The 13,697-nt window shown below is 29.1% G+C and carries 16 protein-coding genes and 1 pseudogene; 7 read left to right on the top strand and 10 right to left on the bottom strand.

Annotated elements, in window-relative coordinates; translation table 11 throughout:
- The first annotated feature begins 68 nt into the window (after positions 1-68).
- From L8V77_RS03035 to fldA, 5 genes are all read left to right on the top strand, one after another.
- Entirely contained in the window at positions 69-890 is an 822-nt protein-coding gene (locus L8V77_RS03035; RefSeq protein WP_263706633.1) for a thiamine-phosphate kinase, read from the top strand.
- Positions 859-1,992 carry a tRNA pseudouridine(13) synthase TruD gene (gene truD, locus L8V77_RS03040; protein WP_263706659.1) on the top strand — a complete coding sequence of 378 codons (1,134 nt, stop codon included), beginning with the start codon at positions 859-861 and terminating at the stop codon, positions 1,990-1,992. Before L8V77_RS03035 ends, truD begins: the two co-directional genes overlap by 32 nt.
- A gap of 87 nt (positions 1,993-2,079) precedes the next feature.
- A complete protein-coding gene (locus tag L8V77_RS03045) occupies positions 2,080-2,397 on the top strand; it encodes a DUF2325 domain-containing protein (RefSeq protein ID WP_012661148.1) in 318 nt (105 codons plus the stop codon).
- A 3-nt stretch (positions 2,398-2,400) separates the two neighbouring features.
- Positions 2,401-3,093 carry a hypothetical protein gene (locus L8V77_RS03050; protein WP_263702475.1) on the top strand — a complete coding sequence of 231 codons (693 nt, stop codon included), beginning with the start codon at positions 2,401-2,403 and terminating at the stop codon, positions 3,091-3,093.
- Positions 3,094-3,585 (top strand): flavodoxin FldA, encoded by a 492-nt coding sequence (gene fldA, locus L8V77_RS03055; protein WP_240388293.1) that lies wholly within the window; start codon positions 3,094-3,096, stop codon positions 3,583-3,585.
- Positions 3,586-3,615: 30 nt separating this feature from the next.
- Here the strand turns inward: fldA and L8V77_RS07680 are convergent, their stop codons facing one another.
- From L8V77_RS07680 to gap, 10 genes and pseudogenes are all read right to left on the bottom strand, one after another.
- Entirely contained in the window at positions 3,616-4,731 is a 1,116-nt protein-coding gene (locus tag L8V77_RS07680; protein ID WP_412175131.1) for a methyl-accepting chemotaxis protein, read from the bottom strand.
- A 231-nt stretch (positions 4,732-4,962) separates the two neighbouring features.
- Positions 4,963-5,613: pseudogene (locus L8V77_RS07685) on the bottom strand (cache domain-containing protein); the annotation flags it as partial.
- 134 nt (positions 5,614-5,747) lie between these two features.
- Positions 5,748-6,155, bottom strand: a complete 408-nt coding sequence (locus L8V77_RS03065) for a pyridoxamine 5'-phosphate oxidase family protein (protein ID WP_263663833.1) — start codon at positions 6,153-6,155, stop codon at positions 5,748-5,750.
- Positions 6,148-6,858: an EI24 domain-containing protein gene (locus L8V77_RS03070; RefSeq protein WP_263663834.1), complete on the bottom strand. Its 711-nt coding sequence runs from the start codon at positions 6,856-6,858 to the stop codon at positions 6,148-6,150. Before L8V77_RS03070 ends, L8V77_RS03065 begins: the two co-directional genes overlap by 8 nt.
- Positions 6,855-7,547 (bottom strand): dUTP diphosphatase, encoded by a 693-nt coding sequence (locus tag L8V77_RS03075; protein ID WP_240390174.1) that lies wholly within the window; start codon positions 7,545-7,547, stop codon positions 6,855-6,857. The genes L8V77_RS03070 and L8V77_RS03075 overlap by 4 nt, the downstream gene beginning before the upstream one ends.
- A 13-nt stretch (positions 7,548-7,560) precedes the next feature.
- Positions 7,561-8,106, bottom strand: a complete 546-nt coding sequence (locus L8V77_RS03080) for an ATP-binding protein (protein ID WP_263706635.1) — start codon at positions 8,104-8,106, stop codon at positions 7,561-7,563.
- 127 nt (positions 8,107-8,233) lie between these two features.
- Positions 8,234-9,868, bottom strand: a complete 1,635-nt coding sequence (locus L8V77_RS03085) for a hydrogenase small subunit (protein ID WP_263706636.1) — start codon at positions 9,866-9,868, stop codon at positions 8,234-8,236.
- 2 nt (positions 9,869-9,870) lie between these two features.
- Positions 9,871-10,551, bottom strand: coding sequence for a triose-phosphate isomerase (locus L8V77_RS03090; protein ID WP_263706637.1), 681 nt, complete (start codon positions 10,549-10,551; stop codon positions 9,871-9,873).
- On the bottom strand, positions 10,548-11,750 hold the full coding sequence (locus tag L8V77_RS03095) for a phosphoglycerate kinase (protein ID WP_263674809.1): 1,203 nt from the start codon (positions 11,748-11,750) through the stop codon (positions 10,548-10,550). Before L8V77_RS03095 ends, L8V77_RS03090 begins: the two co-directional genes overlap by 4 nt.
- A gap of 1 nt (position 11,751) precedes the next feature.
- Entirely contained in the window at positions 11,752-12,747 is a 996-nt protein-coding gene (gene gap / locus L8V77_RS03100; RefSeq protein WP_263706638.1) for a type I glyceraldehyde-3-phosphate dehydrogenase, read from the bottom strand.
- Between the two features lie 59 nt (positions 12,748-12,806).
- Here gap and nadD point away from each other — a divergent pair, with 59 nt between their 5' ends.
- Together nadD and rsfS are read left to right on the top strand one after the other, a co-directional pair.
- Positions 12,807-13,352, top strand: a complete 546-nt coding sequence (gene nadD / locus L8V77_RS03105; protein WP_263678587.1) for a nicotinate (nicotinamide) nucleotide adenylyltransferase — start codon at positions 12,807-12,809, stop codon at positions 13,350-13,352.
- A 13-nt stretch (positions 13,353-13,365) separates the two neighbouring features.
- On the top strand, positions 13,366-13,695 hold the full coding sequence (gene rsfS / locus L8V77_RS03110; RefSeq protein ID WP_263706639.1) for a ribosome silencing factor: 330 nt from the start codon (positions 13,366-13,368) through the stop codon (positions 13,693-13,695).
- Positions 13,696-13,697: the final 2 nt, after the last annotated feature.

Here is a 13,697-nt window from a genome sequence, read left to right on the forward strand (position 1 = left end):
ATACATTTTAAACTTATAAAAATTTGATTATTATATAAAATTAAAAGCTTTTTGTATAAAATATTCACATGGATAAAGAAAAATTTATTATCAACGCCTTTGCTAATTCTATCAATGGAGATGATGGGGCAATAATCGATGGATATTGTTATTCTAAAGATTTATTTTGTGAAGACGTGCATTTTAAGCGCTCTTGGATGAGTTTAGAACAAATTGGAGCAAAGGCTATGCTTGTTAATATTTCTGATGCAATTGCTATGAATGCTACACCAAAATACGCTCTTTTAGGACTTTCTTTGCCAAAATGTTTAGATATGAAACAAGTTAAAGCCTTGCAAAAAGGCTTGCTAGATAGTGCAAAAGAATTTGGAGTACAAATTATAGGCGGAGATACCATAGCGGATAATAAAATCAATATTAGTATAACTATTATTTCTAAGGTAAATAAAAGAGCTATTTTTAGAAAAGGTTTGAAAAAAGGAGATTTACTTGCTTTTAGTGGGAAATTAGGTGAGAGTTTAAAAGGTTTAAATATATTATTTCGCGGTGGAAAATTGCATTCTAAACATCGTTTTATAAAACCTAGTTTGAGACAAAATTTTTTTTATGATATAGCAAAAAAAGTTAGAGTGAGTATGGATATTTCAGATGGTTTGAATAAAGACTTATCAAGAATATTGCTTCAAAATCAACTTAATGCAAAATTTTTTAAAAAATTAGATAAATTTAGCTTAAATAGTGCAGAAGAATATGAAATTTTATTTGCTTTTGATAAAAAACATAAAGCATTTATACAAAATATGGCAAAAAAGCATAGAATTAAACTAAATATTTTTGCAAAAACAACAACAGGAAGGTATAAATTTTATGGAAGAGAACATCATTTTTAAGCCCTTATATACTTTAAAACACAGCCCGATAAATGTGTATTTTTCAAAAAATAGTAATGATTTTGTAGTAAGAGAAAAGCCTTTGTATGAATTTAGTGGTAAAGGTGAACATTTAATTTTACATATACAAAAAAAAGATCTAAGCACTAGCGAGGCTTTGAGAATTTTAAGTGAGCAAAGCGGTGTTAAAATGAGAGATTTTGGTTATAGTGGTTTAAAAGATAAACAAGGCTTAACTTTTCAATATATTTCTATGCCTAAAAAATTTGAAGAGAGTCTAAAAAATTTTAAACATGATAAGATGAAAATTTTAGAAAGTTTTTATCATGATAATAAACTTAGAATAGGGCATTTAAAAGGAAATTCATTTTTTATAAGATTAAAAAAAGTTTCAAAAGTAGATGCTTTAAAAATAGAACAAGCTTTTAAAAATATCCAAAAACAAGGCTTTGCTAATTATTTTGGATATCAGCGTTTTGGCAAATTTCAAGATAATTTTTCACAAGGACTAGAAATTTTAAAAGGCAAAAAAATAAAAAATAAAAAAATGCAAGAATTTTTAATTTCTGCCTTTCAAAGCGAGCTTTTTAATAGATATTTGAGCAAAAGGGTGGAATTGTCACATTTTATTAATGACTTTAGTGAAAAAGAAATAAAACAAATATATGATTTAGATAAAGATGGAATTAAAAGTTTAAAAAATCAAAAGCAGTTTTTTAAACTTTTAAAGGGCGAAGTTTTAGGACATTATCCTTTTGGTAAATGTTTTATATGTGAAGATTTATCAAGTGAAGTAGAAAGATTCAATCAAAAAGATATTAGCGCGATGGGTCTTTTAATAGGCTCTAAAGCTTATGAAACAAACGAAGGTTTAGCTAAAAAATTAGAAGATGAGATTTTTTCTTTTGCATATGAGTTTAAAAATAAAATGCAAGGTTCAAGGCGCTTTATGTGGTCTTATTTGCAAGATTGCAAAAGTTATTATGATGAAGAAAAAGCTCATTTTACTTTGGAGTTTTTCTTGCAAAAAGGCTCGTATGCCACAGTGATTTTAGAAGAAATTTTACACACAGATATCTTTGAACAAACTCATAATATATAATTTAAAAAATTGATATTGAGTATCAGAAAAAATTTATCTTTTATAAATTATAATAACAATTATCATTTTTATAAAAAGGAAAACTCAATGTCAGTTTTGGTTATCGGAGCGGATGAAATAACCCCAATAAAAGCAGTTTTGACAAACCTAGGTGCAAAAAGCATAGAGCATTGGGATGCTAGAAATGAAAATAGGGTAAATAGAAAACCCATTCCACAAAATACTGAATGTATAGTTATGCTTACTAGTTTTTTAAACCATAATACTATGAAAAAAATCAAAACAGAAGCAAAAAAACGTAATATACCTTTAGTTTGTGCTAAACGCAGTGTAAGTTGCGTGTATTGTGAATATTGTAAGGTTTTTGGACTTGATCAAACCTATGAGTGCGCAAAGAAGGCTTAGTGTATGTTTGGATTTAATGAAAAAGAGGATTTTATACCTAAAATATTTAGAGATTTGGAACAAAAAAGTATTAATCATATTTTTTTAAATTTATATAATTCTTTAGTTGAAGATGATCTAAAAATACCTTATATCTATGCAAAAAAAGCTGACTGTTTAAGAAATATTTTTGAGTTAAAAATTCAAAATATGAGCACAGAAAGGACTTTGAGATTTAGCAAAATAAAACAATTTTGTCCATATTCTCATAAAATCATCAAAGCTTATAAAGAAGGAAATTTAAATCAAATACAACTTGAAGCAAAGATGCCAAAATATACTTTAGCTAAATTAATACAAAATGTGTTCTTATCGCCTAGTTTTACTTTGCCTTTACAAGTTGCTTTTGAGGCTTTTGTATATGATAAAATTTGCAAAAGCAATACCAAATCCAAAGTAAAGATTTATAAAAATATCATTATCATTAATGAAAAAATGGCAGTCATGCCTTTATTTTGTAAAGATAGTGATAAAGATATAGAGCTTGCTTTGCAATTTATAAAAGAAAATTCTTTTGAAAGATTTTATATTGTGTATCCAAGAAATAAAAATTTCACTCAACATGAAGAAATAAGACATTTTTTATGCGAAAATAATAAAACTTTGCTAAAATTAGTTCCCTATACTATTAATAATCAAATTTTAAGGAGATGTTAAATGTCAATAGCAGTAATTTATGGTAGTTCAATGGGTAATACCGAAGGTGCGGCAAACATGATCGCTCAAAAATTAGGAATTTCAGATGTATTAAATATCGCAGATATTGATGCAGAGAAAATTAATTCTTATGATAAATTAATTTGCGGAACTTCTACTTGGGGAAGTGGTGATTTTCAAGATGATTGGGATGGTTTTGATTTTTCAGCTTTAAATCTTAGCGGTAAAACTGTTGCGGTTTTTGGTATGGGAGATAGTGAAAGCTATTCGGACACATATTGCAGCGCTATGGGAAAACTTGCTCAAGCTTTAAAAGCAGCAGGTGCAAATTTGGTAGGTGCTGTTTCTACAGGTGGTTATACTTTTGAATCAAGTGAAGCCGTAGAAGGTGATAAGTTTGTAGGACTAGCATTAGATAATGATAATCATGAGGATTTAACAGAAAGTAGAATTGATGCTTGGTTAGAGCAAATTAAACCTTCTTTTTCTTAAAAATTAGATGCCTTTTAGGCATCTTTATGTTTAAAATTTTCTTTTTTTAGTTTCACTTAGCATATCTTGTGCTAAAGAATCTACTTCATTTGCAATAGTATTAGTCTGCATAGCTGTTTGAGAGTTTTGTTGTGTGAGTTTTTCTATAGTAGCTACTGATTCATTGATTTGACTAATATCATCTGCTTCTTCTTTTATGGCTTCACCCATATCATTTATTGACTGGGCTAAGATATTAGTATTAGCTTCAATCTCACCTAAAGACTTTTGAGTTCTTTCTGCTAGATTTCTAACTTCATCAGCAACAACAGCAAAGCCACGTCCATGTTCACCGGCACGTGCTGCTTCAATAGCTGCATTTAATGCAAGTAGGTTAATTTGATCTGCAATATCTGAAATTACTGTAGTTACATTTTTGATATCATTGCTTTGTTTTACTACATCTTGTGTTTTAATGGAAATTTCACTCATAGCTGAGTTCATTTGCTCTAAAGCTCTTGCGCTTTCTTGCAGTGATGAGGTTTGATGTGTAGCATCATTTGTAAGTTCTTGCATGCTTTGTTTGAGTGCTTCGGCCTTTTGGTTGAGTAATTCTCCTTGGTGAAGTGATTGTGTAAGCATGTTTTTTATTTCATCTCCAAGAGAATTTATAGCCTTTTCAATATCGCCTTTTGGTGCATTAATAGTTGCTGTGAAATCTAAGCGTTTGTAGCTATCAAATACAGCTAAAATTTCGTTTAAATTACTGCCAATTTTTCTTTGTAAAGTTGTAAGCATACTATTTAACACTTTCATTAATTCTTGAATTTGAGGGTTGTTAGCATGAGAGCTAATATGTAAATCAAGCTCACCTATTTCTATTTTTTTAGCAATATTGACAGATTCTTCAATGGCTTTTGCATCTTTGTTTAGAGCTTCTTTAATGATCTCAATGTTTTCATTAATTTCTTCTGCCATTTTTCCAAATTCATCTTGAGTTTTAAGCTTAATAGGATGAGAGTGAGAATCTTTGTGATTTAAATAATTAAAGAAATTATGTAATCCTGATGAAATGATTGCAATTGGTTTAAGATTGTAAGAAATAATCATTCTAATAAAAATCAAAGTGAAAAAAATAGCAATCAAGGAAATAATAATTTGTTCCATTAGTGTTTGTTTAGCTGCATCATTGTAAAAATCATAATCAGCTATAGAACAGATAACATATTTTGGATTAATTCCACCATTACAAATTAAAGCTCTAGTTTCATTTTCTTTTGTTTGAATTTTAAAAATATCTTTTGAAAGACTTCGATTTGTACCTTCTGGTGTTTTAAGATAATATGCAACAATATCTTTACTTGTATTGGTTGAGGTTAAAATTTTAGAAGGATCAGTGTGAAAAAGATAGGTTCCATCATGAGCTAAAACAGCAGCATGCGAATAAGGTGTTTTACCTATAGCTAAAACTTCTTCTGAGAATTTTTTTAAATCATAATCAGCCGCAACTACACCTATAACTTCACCATTTTCTATAATAGGATTGGCATAAGAAATAGTAGGTTTTTTCATGCTAGAAGATATGTATGGTTCTGTGACAATTAACTCTTTTTTTTCTTTGGCTTCTTTATACCATCCTCTAGTTCTAGGATCATATCCACTTTCTGGAGTTTGGTTGTTACCATTTGATCTAAACATAGAGCCATCTTCAAATCCTACATAAGTTAAGTCAAAACCTAAAGAATCTCCTATGGATTTTAACAAGCTAGTGTATTGTTTTGAATTTATATTATGTTTATTTTCTTTGATATATTTTGTTAAAGAATTAATTATATTACGTCTATCACTTGCATATAAATCAAATCTTTTGCTTACATCAAAAGCAACTTTTTGTTGAAATTGAACTAACAAAGTATGGCTATTAGATTTTGATTTAATATAATTAAAAACACCTAAAACACATAATAAAACTATAACAAAAATACAAACCAAAAAGGCAATTTTGTTGGAAAAATTACCTAGTAAATATTTTTTGGTAGATGAGAACATTTTTTTCTCCTTGAAAAGTTAAAAATTTAAAGTTTTACTACTATGGTAAATTATATGATTTTATTAAAAAAATATTTAAAAATTTATAAATAATATTAGGTTTTATTAAAAATACAATATATTTTAAAAGTATTTTAAAGAGAAAATTCTAATTTTTTGGAAAGTAAAATTTTATTATCAGTGTATTTTGCCCATTGTATATTTAAAGCGAAAATACAAGCTTGTGCAAGTTTTGCAAAGGGAAATTTTTTATAGTATATTCTTTCTTGCTCTTTGGTGGCTTTTTGAAAAAGAGCTTTGATTTGCACTCCTTTAATAAGATTAATAATATCTGTATCTAGCGCTATATTAACTGCTACTTTAGGGGATTTATAGGCAAGTTGAATATGTTTAGTATGTTCTTCGCTAGCAAAAATTAAAGCTAAATTTTTATCATCAAAAGCATAATAACAGCTTGCGCAATATACTCCACCATCCTCATCAAGCATACTTAAATTTAAAAGTTTTTGTGAATGGATAAATTTTTTAATTCTTTCATCCATTGTTATTGGCTTTAAGTTTTAAAATTTTTTGATAACTTAAGTGGGTTAAGAAGATTATATAAAATACTTGTAAAAATAAACCAAGTAAAGGTATGCTTGATAAAGCAAAAAAGACTAAGGTGATAATTTTAAAATATAATGGTGATGAATTTTTATAAAAATCATCAAAATTGTTTTTATCTAAGACATTGCTTAATACATCTAGTAATAAAAGTTTGTGAAATAAATAATAAAATACTCCATAATAAATCACAATGCTAACAAAAGGTATAATTAACAAGAAAGTAGCTACTACAAATAATACGCATGAGATGAGTAAAAATTTGAATGTTTTAAGTAAAATTTCTAAAGAATTTACTTCTTTTTGCATAGAATAGTTGTAGTATTTTTGGTTGATTTTTTTGACTATATAAGGAGTTAAAAAGGAAATTATAAACATAGTAAAAAATACAGAGGCAAATACTACTATAAAAAATCCTCCTATAGCACTTAAAAATGCAAGTGAAAATTGCACTATAGAAAAACTAAAAAACCAAGCCATAAAAGAGCCACTGACTACATCTTCAATATAAGAAAAAAATACATCATAACTATAATACACTAGCAGGGCAAAAATAACTAGGCTGATTAAAAAAGGCAAAGTTGAGAATTTTAAAAAAGGCTTGCTAAGAAAATCTTGCAAGCTTAGGTATAGTATATTCATTTAATTTGCTTATAAGCATCTTGAAGTTTTTGATAGATTTCTTTATAATCTAGTGTTTCTTTTAAAATTTGATTTAAAACTTCGTTATCTTCTGTGCCATTCCAAGTTTTTTTATAAGTGCCTTCTTTGTAGCCGTTTTCTTGTCTAAATTGATTTAATATATTTTTTCCAATATAGGTTTTATAAAGCTCAAAGAAATTTAAACCACATTTTCTAGCTAAAACAAAATATGCACTCAAAAGTTCACCTAAATCATAATCAAAACCACTGCATTTGTGGATAATAAGCTCAATATCATTTAAAATTCCATAGATATCTGCTTCATTGGGATTAGAAGTTTCTTTGCAAAAGTCATCAAAAAAAGTTACAGAAGAAACTTCCTCTGCTATGAAATTTTTATCATCTATTTGTTTTTCTTTGTATTCTTCTAAAATCAAACTTAAAATAAAATGCCATATATCCACTATTTCAATGCGCACATTGTCCCAGTTTGCAGGAGTGTGTATGCTTTTCCAATGTTTCCAAGCAAAAGAATCAATAAGCTCAGCACACTCCATATAAATACATCTTCTAAAACTAATCAATTTACCTTCTTTCGTATAGCCATTTTCCCATCCTATACCATTGGTATCATCATTTAGTTTTTGCTGGAGTTCTAGCATGCTTTTTAAAATATCTTTTACTTCCATGTTATTTCCTTTTTTAAGCATAAAATCCAAATTCTTTATCGTCTTCTTCTTTTTGTTCTTTTTGTTTGTTGTATTGTTCCCAAATTTCTTCTAGTAATTTAGTGCTATCTTGGAAAATTTGCTTTTTAATATCTTCAAGATCAGTTTTATTCATTTCTTTGTTTAAACTCTTATCCATGGTATTAAATAACTCATGTAAAGTAGCCTTTTTATGTTCTTCATTTTTTGGTTCAGGTAAGGCATCGCCAATTTTCATTGCAGTAGTGATAAGCTCTTTTGGCTTTAAGGTTCCAACTCTTGAGTTTTTCATAAATTCATCAATTTGAGGTTGTACTTTGGCTACTGCTTCTTTTATTTCTTCAATTTCTTCTTGTGAAAGTTTAGTTCCACTATATGAAAATGAAAAACCAAATTGATTTCTTAAACTCAAAGATGCTGAATTTTCATCTTTATCTAATTTTGCTTCTTTTTTATCATACATAGAAAAAGAAAGATGATTGCCATTTTTTGTTTTAATATCCATAGAAAAATTTTGAGAATTGTAGCTAGAAATTTGCATAGCTTTTCCTTTCAAGTAAAGATAAGGTTATATCGTCAAAATAACCAAATCTTGAATAAATTTGCAAAGTTTTCGCACTTTGCAAATTTCAAATATTTAGGGAGATAAATATTTTAGCATTAAGTCTTTAAATGCTCGTTAAATCCCAAAATAATTTTAATAATTTTTCGTTTTTTGCACATATTAAAATTTGCTCTTTGCTATGTGTCTTTTTGCATGCTTTTAGAGCTTGTTTTAAATGTTCTTTTAAAGAAAAAATCAATCCAAAAGCAATACCTTCTTTATCTAAGCCGCCTAGAATATAAATTAAAGGCATGCGCATTGATTTAGAAACATCAAGTTTTGCTTGTTCATTAATTGTGATTTTAAAATCAAATTTGCTAGGATGTTTAAACTTATAAGCTAAAGCAAGATCTAAAAACTCATCTAAATGGTTTAATTTTTTTCCACTAATAAATGGATATATAAAATAAAATAAGTCTAAGATATTATTACTAATTTTGCTTTCATCATCGTAATTTTCTTGTATAAAATCATAATATGTTTTAAATTGCTCTTGGTAATTTTGCACTAAAGTCATAGCCATTTTGGTTTTTGCAAAATTATTTAAGAAAACTTTAGGATTAGCTTCAAAACTAAAATCTAAAAAATTAATCTTTGTATCATTTTGATAAAAAATCCCACTAGTATCACTTTCTAAATCTAGTAAAATATTATTTGAATTAAGCTCATTGATAGAACTATTATGGACTATTTTATCATCTAATATAATAGAAAAATCATTATAAGCAAATTCATTACTCATAGGTTTTTCATAAAAACCAAAATCATCCCAAAAATTTTCTTCACTACAAGCAATGCATCCATGTCCTGCAGCTACCGGCCAAGAGGTTTTGGAGTTAAATTTAACCTTAGGACAATTATTATAAGCATAAGGTCCTTTGCAACCTACTTTAAAAAGACAATAACCTTGTTTTATATTTTCATCATCAAAACTTTGAGCAAAATTTCCTGCTTCAAATTTAGCTTTTCTTTCGCATAAATCATGTAAGCATTTACCATAAAAGGCTAAAGGTCTATTTTGCTCATCTAAGGCCATATCTTGCTCAAATAATATGTAAAAACAAAGTGCTGCGATGATATTTACATCACTTGGGGGACAACCTGGTATATTGATTACTTTTTCTTCTAAGACTTTAGAAATTCCTATGCTTTTGGTAGGATTTGGATGTGCAGCTTGAATTCCTCCATAGCTTGAGCAAGTTCCCATAGCAAAGATTGTTTTAGCATTTTTAGCACATTTTTGTAAAATTTCATATCCATTTTCACCATGTGCTCCTATGGTTAGATAAAAAGGATCTATAGCACAAACTCCACCTTCAACAGCTAAAAGAAAATCTTTTTTTTCTAAAACTTCCTCTAAATGTGATTCTGCTTGATGTCCGCTAGCACTCATAAAGGTTTCATGATACTCCAAGGAAATAAAATCAAAAATTAAATCCAAAAAATCAGGCAATGAAGTTCTAAGTAAGCTCTCGCTACACCCTGTGCATTCACTTAAATGAAGCCATATGAGACTAGGTGGGGTGTGAAGTTGAAAATATCTATGAGCCAAAGGGCTAAATTCATTTGGTAAACCTAAAATTTTAATGATAGAATTTACAGCCTCTAATGAGATATTTTTTTCTTCTTTGCGAGAGTTTTCTAATAGAGTGATTTTATGCTCTAATATGCTTTTTAATTCTTCATTGCCCAAAGACATTTTTAACCTTTAGTTATTTGTATCATATTTAAAAAATCATTTGCATTTAATGCAGCTGAACCTATCAATACTCCATCGCAATTTTTTAAAGCACAAATTTCTTTAATATTGCTTTGATTAACACTTCCACCATATAAAAGCTTAGCATTAGTAAATTCTCTTAAGAAATTAAGTATAGTGTTGATATCATCAAGATTAGCACTAACTCCTGTACCTATAGAATAAATAGGTTCATAAGCTATGATAAGTTTTTTATAAGATAGATCAATATTTTCAATTTGTTTTTTTAAAAAATCCAAGCTTTTGTTAGCTTTTTTAGTTTCTAAGCTTTCGCCTATGCAATAAATGATATTAAAATCAAGATTTTTTGCAAAGTCAAATTTAGCCTTTAAAAAGCTTTCATCTTCCTTTAAAGCTCTTCTTTCAGAATGGCCTATTAAAACGCTTTTGATATTAAATTCTTCTAAGTGAATTTTACCTATTTCCCCAGTATATGCTCCATTTTCGCAAGGGTAGAAATTTTGCGCGCCTTGTTGAAATGAAAAATTGTCTTTTAAGAAAGCTATGCTAGGAGGGAAGATGAAAATTTCATCTTCTTTGTTTAAGTTTTGGTTTAATTTTTGAGCGTAAAGTTCAAAGCTTGATCTTGTATGATTACACTTTAAATTTGCTGCAAAAATCATTCATTATCCTTTATGGTTAAAGGTTTTACACCAGGAAGCTCTTTTCCTTCTATAAGCTCTAATGATGCTCCACCGCCGGTTGAAATGAAAGTCATCTCATCAGCATCACCTGCTCTTGCTACAACATCAGCAGTATCACCACCACCTATTACAGTTGTTGCATGAGATTCGCTAATATAATGGCTCATTTTAATACTGCCTTTTGAGAATTTATCGATTTCAAAAACCCCCATAGGTCCATTCCACCATATAGTTTGAGCATCAGAAAGTGCTTCTTTAAACAACCTTACACTAGCAGGACCTATATCAAGCCCCATCCAACCCGCAGGAATTTCTTGCACAGGAGTGTATTTCATTACTGCTTCTTGAGAGCAAGTTTGTGCTGCTGTAACATCCACAGGAAGATAAATTTTCACCCCTAGATTTTTACCTTTGAGCAAGATTTTATTCGCTTCTTCAATTAAATCTTCTTCTAAGAGAGAATTTCCTATATCATAACCTTGAGCTTTTAAGAAAGTAAAGGCCATACCACCACCTATGATGAGCTTATCTACTTTTGGAAGTAAGTTAGTCAAAGCTTGCAATTTCCCACTTACTTTAGAACCACCTACTACTGCCACAAAAGGTCGTGCAGGGTGTTTGATGAGATTGCTTGCAAATTCGATTTCTTTTTGGAGTAAAAATCCTGCACCCTTATTTGCATTATCAAAGTATTTTGTAATAGCTTCAACGCTAGCATGAGCTCTATGGCAAACCCCAAAAGCATCATTAATATAAACATCAGCCATAGAAGCAAGTTCTTTAGCTAAGTTTTCATCATTCTTGGTTTCACCCTTTTCAAAGCGTAAATTTTCTAAAAGCAAAATTTCACTTGATTTTAATTCGCTAGCTTTTTTCTTTGCATCTTCACCTATAACATCTTTAGCCATGATGACTTCTTTAGCCATTAAACGCGCAAGTCTTTTTGCAACTGGCTCTAAAGAGTATTTTGAAGCTATTTCTTTTGGACGCCCTAAATGTGAAGCTAAAATAACTGCACAGCCATTGTCTAAACAATATCTTATAGTAGGGATAGCCGAGCGAATACGACGATCATCAGTGATATTTAAAAACTCATCTTGAGGAACATTAAAATCACATCTAATAAATACTTTTTTCTTTGCAAGATCAATATCTTTAATCGATAAAATACTACTCATCTTAAGCCTTTGCTACAAATACTGCCATATCTACTAAACGAGAAGAATATCCCCATTCATTATCATACCAAGCAACCACTTTAACAAAATCATCACAAATAACTTGAGTTAAATCACTTGCTACAATCGCACCATAAGAGCAAGTTATAAAATCACTTGAAACTCTTTCTTCATCATCAACCAATAATATACCTTTTAAATTGCTAGCAGCTGCTTTTCTAAAGGCTTCATTGATTTCTTCTTTACTTACTTTTTTCTTTAAAGTTGCAGTTAAATCCACAGTTGATACATCAGCTACAGGTACACGCATACTTTGACCGTGTAATTTTCCATCAAGCTCAGGCATAACAAGCTTCATAGCTTTTGCTGCACCAGTTGATGTAGGAATGATATTTTGCGCAGCAGCACGTGATCTTCTTTTATCTCTTGCTTTTGCATCAATAATGCTTTGTCCGTTTGTGTAGGCATGTATAGTAGTCATTAAACCTTTTTCTATGCCAAAATTATCTTGCAAAACTCTACAAATTGGTCCTAGGCAGTTAGTGGTGCAACTTGCATTTGAGATGATGTTTTCGCCTTTATATTCGTGAGCATTTACTCCTAAAACATAAGTTGGAGTTTTATCTTTTGCAGGTGCACTCATGATAACTTTTTGCACCCCATGATCTAAAAATCCTTGACATTTTTCCATAGTTAAGTGTGCACCAGTACACTCTAAAACAATTTGTGCACCATATTTTGCAAAGTCTAAATCCGCTACATTTCTGCTTTTTAAAACTTTTATTTTTTTATTATCAATTATTAAATCATCACCATCATTTTCAACACTACCATCGTATACCCCATGAACGGTGTCATATTTAAAAAGATATTTAGTAAGTTCTATATCAGTAGTATCATTAATCGCTACAAGTTCGATACCATCGCGCTTCATAATAATTCTTGCAACACATCTTCCAATGCGTCCAAAACCATTTATTGCAACTTTTACAGCCATTTTCATTTCCTTTTTATGATTAAGTAGGTAAAATTCTACTAAAAAAAGGTTAAATTTTAATGAAAATCGCACTTTTTGGTGGCAGTTTTGATCCACCCCATTTAGGGCATAATGCTATAGTCTTTAATGCACTAGCAAATTTAGAGCTTGATAAACTCATTATTATGCCAACTTTTATTAGCCCCTTTAAGCAAGAATTTACCGCAAATGAGCAAAGACGCTTAAAATGGTGTGAAATGATTTGGGGAGGTTTGGAAAAAGTTGAAATTTGTGATTTTGAAATAAAAAAACAAAGACCCGTACCTAGTATAGAAAGTGTTGATTTTTTGCATAAGCAATATGAAATTTCTAAATTTTATCTTATTTTGGGAGCCGATCATTTACAAAGTCTTGAAAAATGGCATGAATTTGAAAGATTGCAAAATTTGGTAGAATTTGTTGTAGCTAAAAGAGATGGTATTTTTATACCAAAACATTTTAAAACTTTAGATACTAAAGTAAATATCTCTTCTTCTTTTATAAGAGAAACCTTGCAAACATCGCAAGTTTGTGAGCAAATCAAAGAAGAAGTTAAGCTTTATTATTCTAAATTTAAAAATATTTAACAAAAGGAAAATAATGCAAGAAAGAATTAATAATATAGTACAGATTTTAGATGATAAAAAAGCAGATTTAATAGAAACTTTTGATATGCAAGATAAAGATTATTTTGTTAAATTTGTAGTGATTGCTACTACTATGGGGGAAAGACATGCGCTTTCTTTGATTGATGATTTAAAAACCAATCTTAAAAGTAAGGGTGAAGAGTTTTTAAATATAGAAAGTAGTGAAGAATGGACTGTACTTGATTTAGGTGATATTTTAATTCATTTAATGAGTGAAACTTATAGAGCAAAATATAATATAGAAGAATTTTTAAAAAATCTAAATAAAGAAAATCAAAACTAGGA

The sequence above is a fragment of the Campylobacter sp. IFREMER_LSEM_CL2127 genome (assembly GCF_025771745.1).
Taxonomy (GTDB): domain Bacteria; phylum Campylobacterota; class Campylobacteria; order Campylobacterales; family Campylobacteraceae; genus Campylobacter_D.

What these genes read in the sequence shown, in the direction of transcription:
- L8V77_RS03035 (WP_263706633.1), top strand. Translation starts at nt 69, where the DNA reads ATGGATAAAGAAAAATTTATTATCAACGCCTTTGCTAATTCTATCAAT.
- L8V77_RS03045 (WP_012661148.1), top strand. Translation starts at nt 2,080, where the DNA reads ATGTCAGTTTTGGTTATCGGAGCGGATGAAATAACCCCAATAAAAGCA.
- L8V77_RS03050 (WP_263702475.1), top strand. Translation starts at nt 2,401, where the DNA reads ATGTTTGGATTTAATGAAAAAGAGGATTTTATACCTAAAATATTTAGA.
- fldA (WP_240388293.1), top strand. Translation starts at nt 3,094, where the DNA reads ATGTCAATAGCAGTAATTTATGGTAGTTCAATGGGTAATACCGAAGGT.
- L8V77_RS07680 (WP_412175131.1), bottom strand. Translation starts at nt 4,731, where the DNA reads ATGGAACAAATTATTATTTCCTTGATTGCTATTTTTTTCACTTTGATT.
- L8V77_RS03065 (WP_263663833.1), bottom strand. Translation starts at nt 6,155, where the DNA reads ATGGATGAAAGAATTAAAAAATTTATCCATTCACAAAAACTTTTAAAT.
- L8V77_RS03070 (WP_263663834.1), bottom strand. Translation starts at nt 6,858, where the DNA reads ATGAATATACTATACCTAAGCTTGCAAGATTTTCTTAGCAAGCCTTTT.
- L8V77_RS03075 (WP_240390174.1), bottom strand. Translation starts at nt 7,547, where the DNA reads ATGGAAGTAAAAGATATTTTAAAAAGCATGCTAGAACTCCAGCAAAAA.
- L8V77_RS03080 (WP_263706635.1), bottom strand. Translation starts at nt 8,106, where the DNA reads ATGCAAATTTCTAGCTACAATTCTCAAAATTTTTCTATGGATATTAAA.
- L8V77_RS03085 (WP_263706636.1), bottom strand. Translation starts at nt 9,868, where the DNA reads ATGTCTTTGGGCAATGAAGAATTAAAAAGCATATTAGAGCATAAAATC.
- L8V77_RS03090 (WP_263706637.1), bottom strand. Translation starts at nt 10,551, where the DNA reads ATGATTTTTGCAGCAAATTTAAAGTGTAATCATACAAGATCAAGCTTT.
- L8V77_RS03095 (WP_263674809.1), bottom strand. Translation starts at nt 11,750, where the DNA reads ATGAGTAGTATTTTATCGATTAAAGATATTGATCTTGCAAAGAAAAAA.
- gap (WP_263706638.1), bottom strand. Translation starts at nt 12,747, where the DNA reads ATGGCTGTAAAAGTTGCAATAAATGGTTTTGGACGCATTGGAAGATGT.
- nadD (WP_263678587.1), top strand. Translation starts at nt 12,807, where the DNA reads ATGAAAATCGCACTTTTTGGTGGCAGTTTTGATCCACCCCATTTAGGG.
- rsfS (WP_263706639.1), top strand. Translation starts at nt 13,366, where the DNA reads ATGCAAGAAAGAATTAATAATATAGTACAGATTTTAGATGATAAAAAA.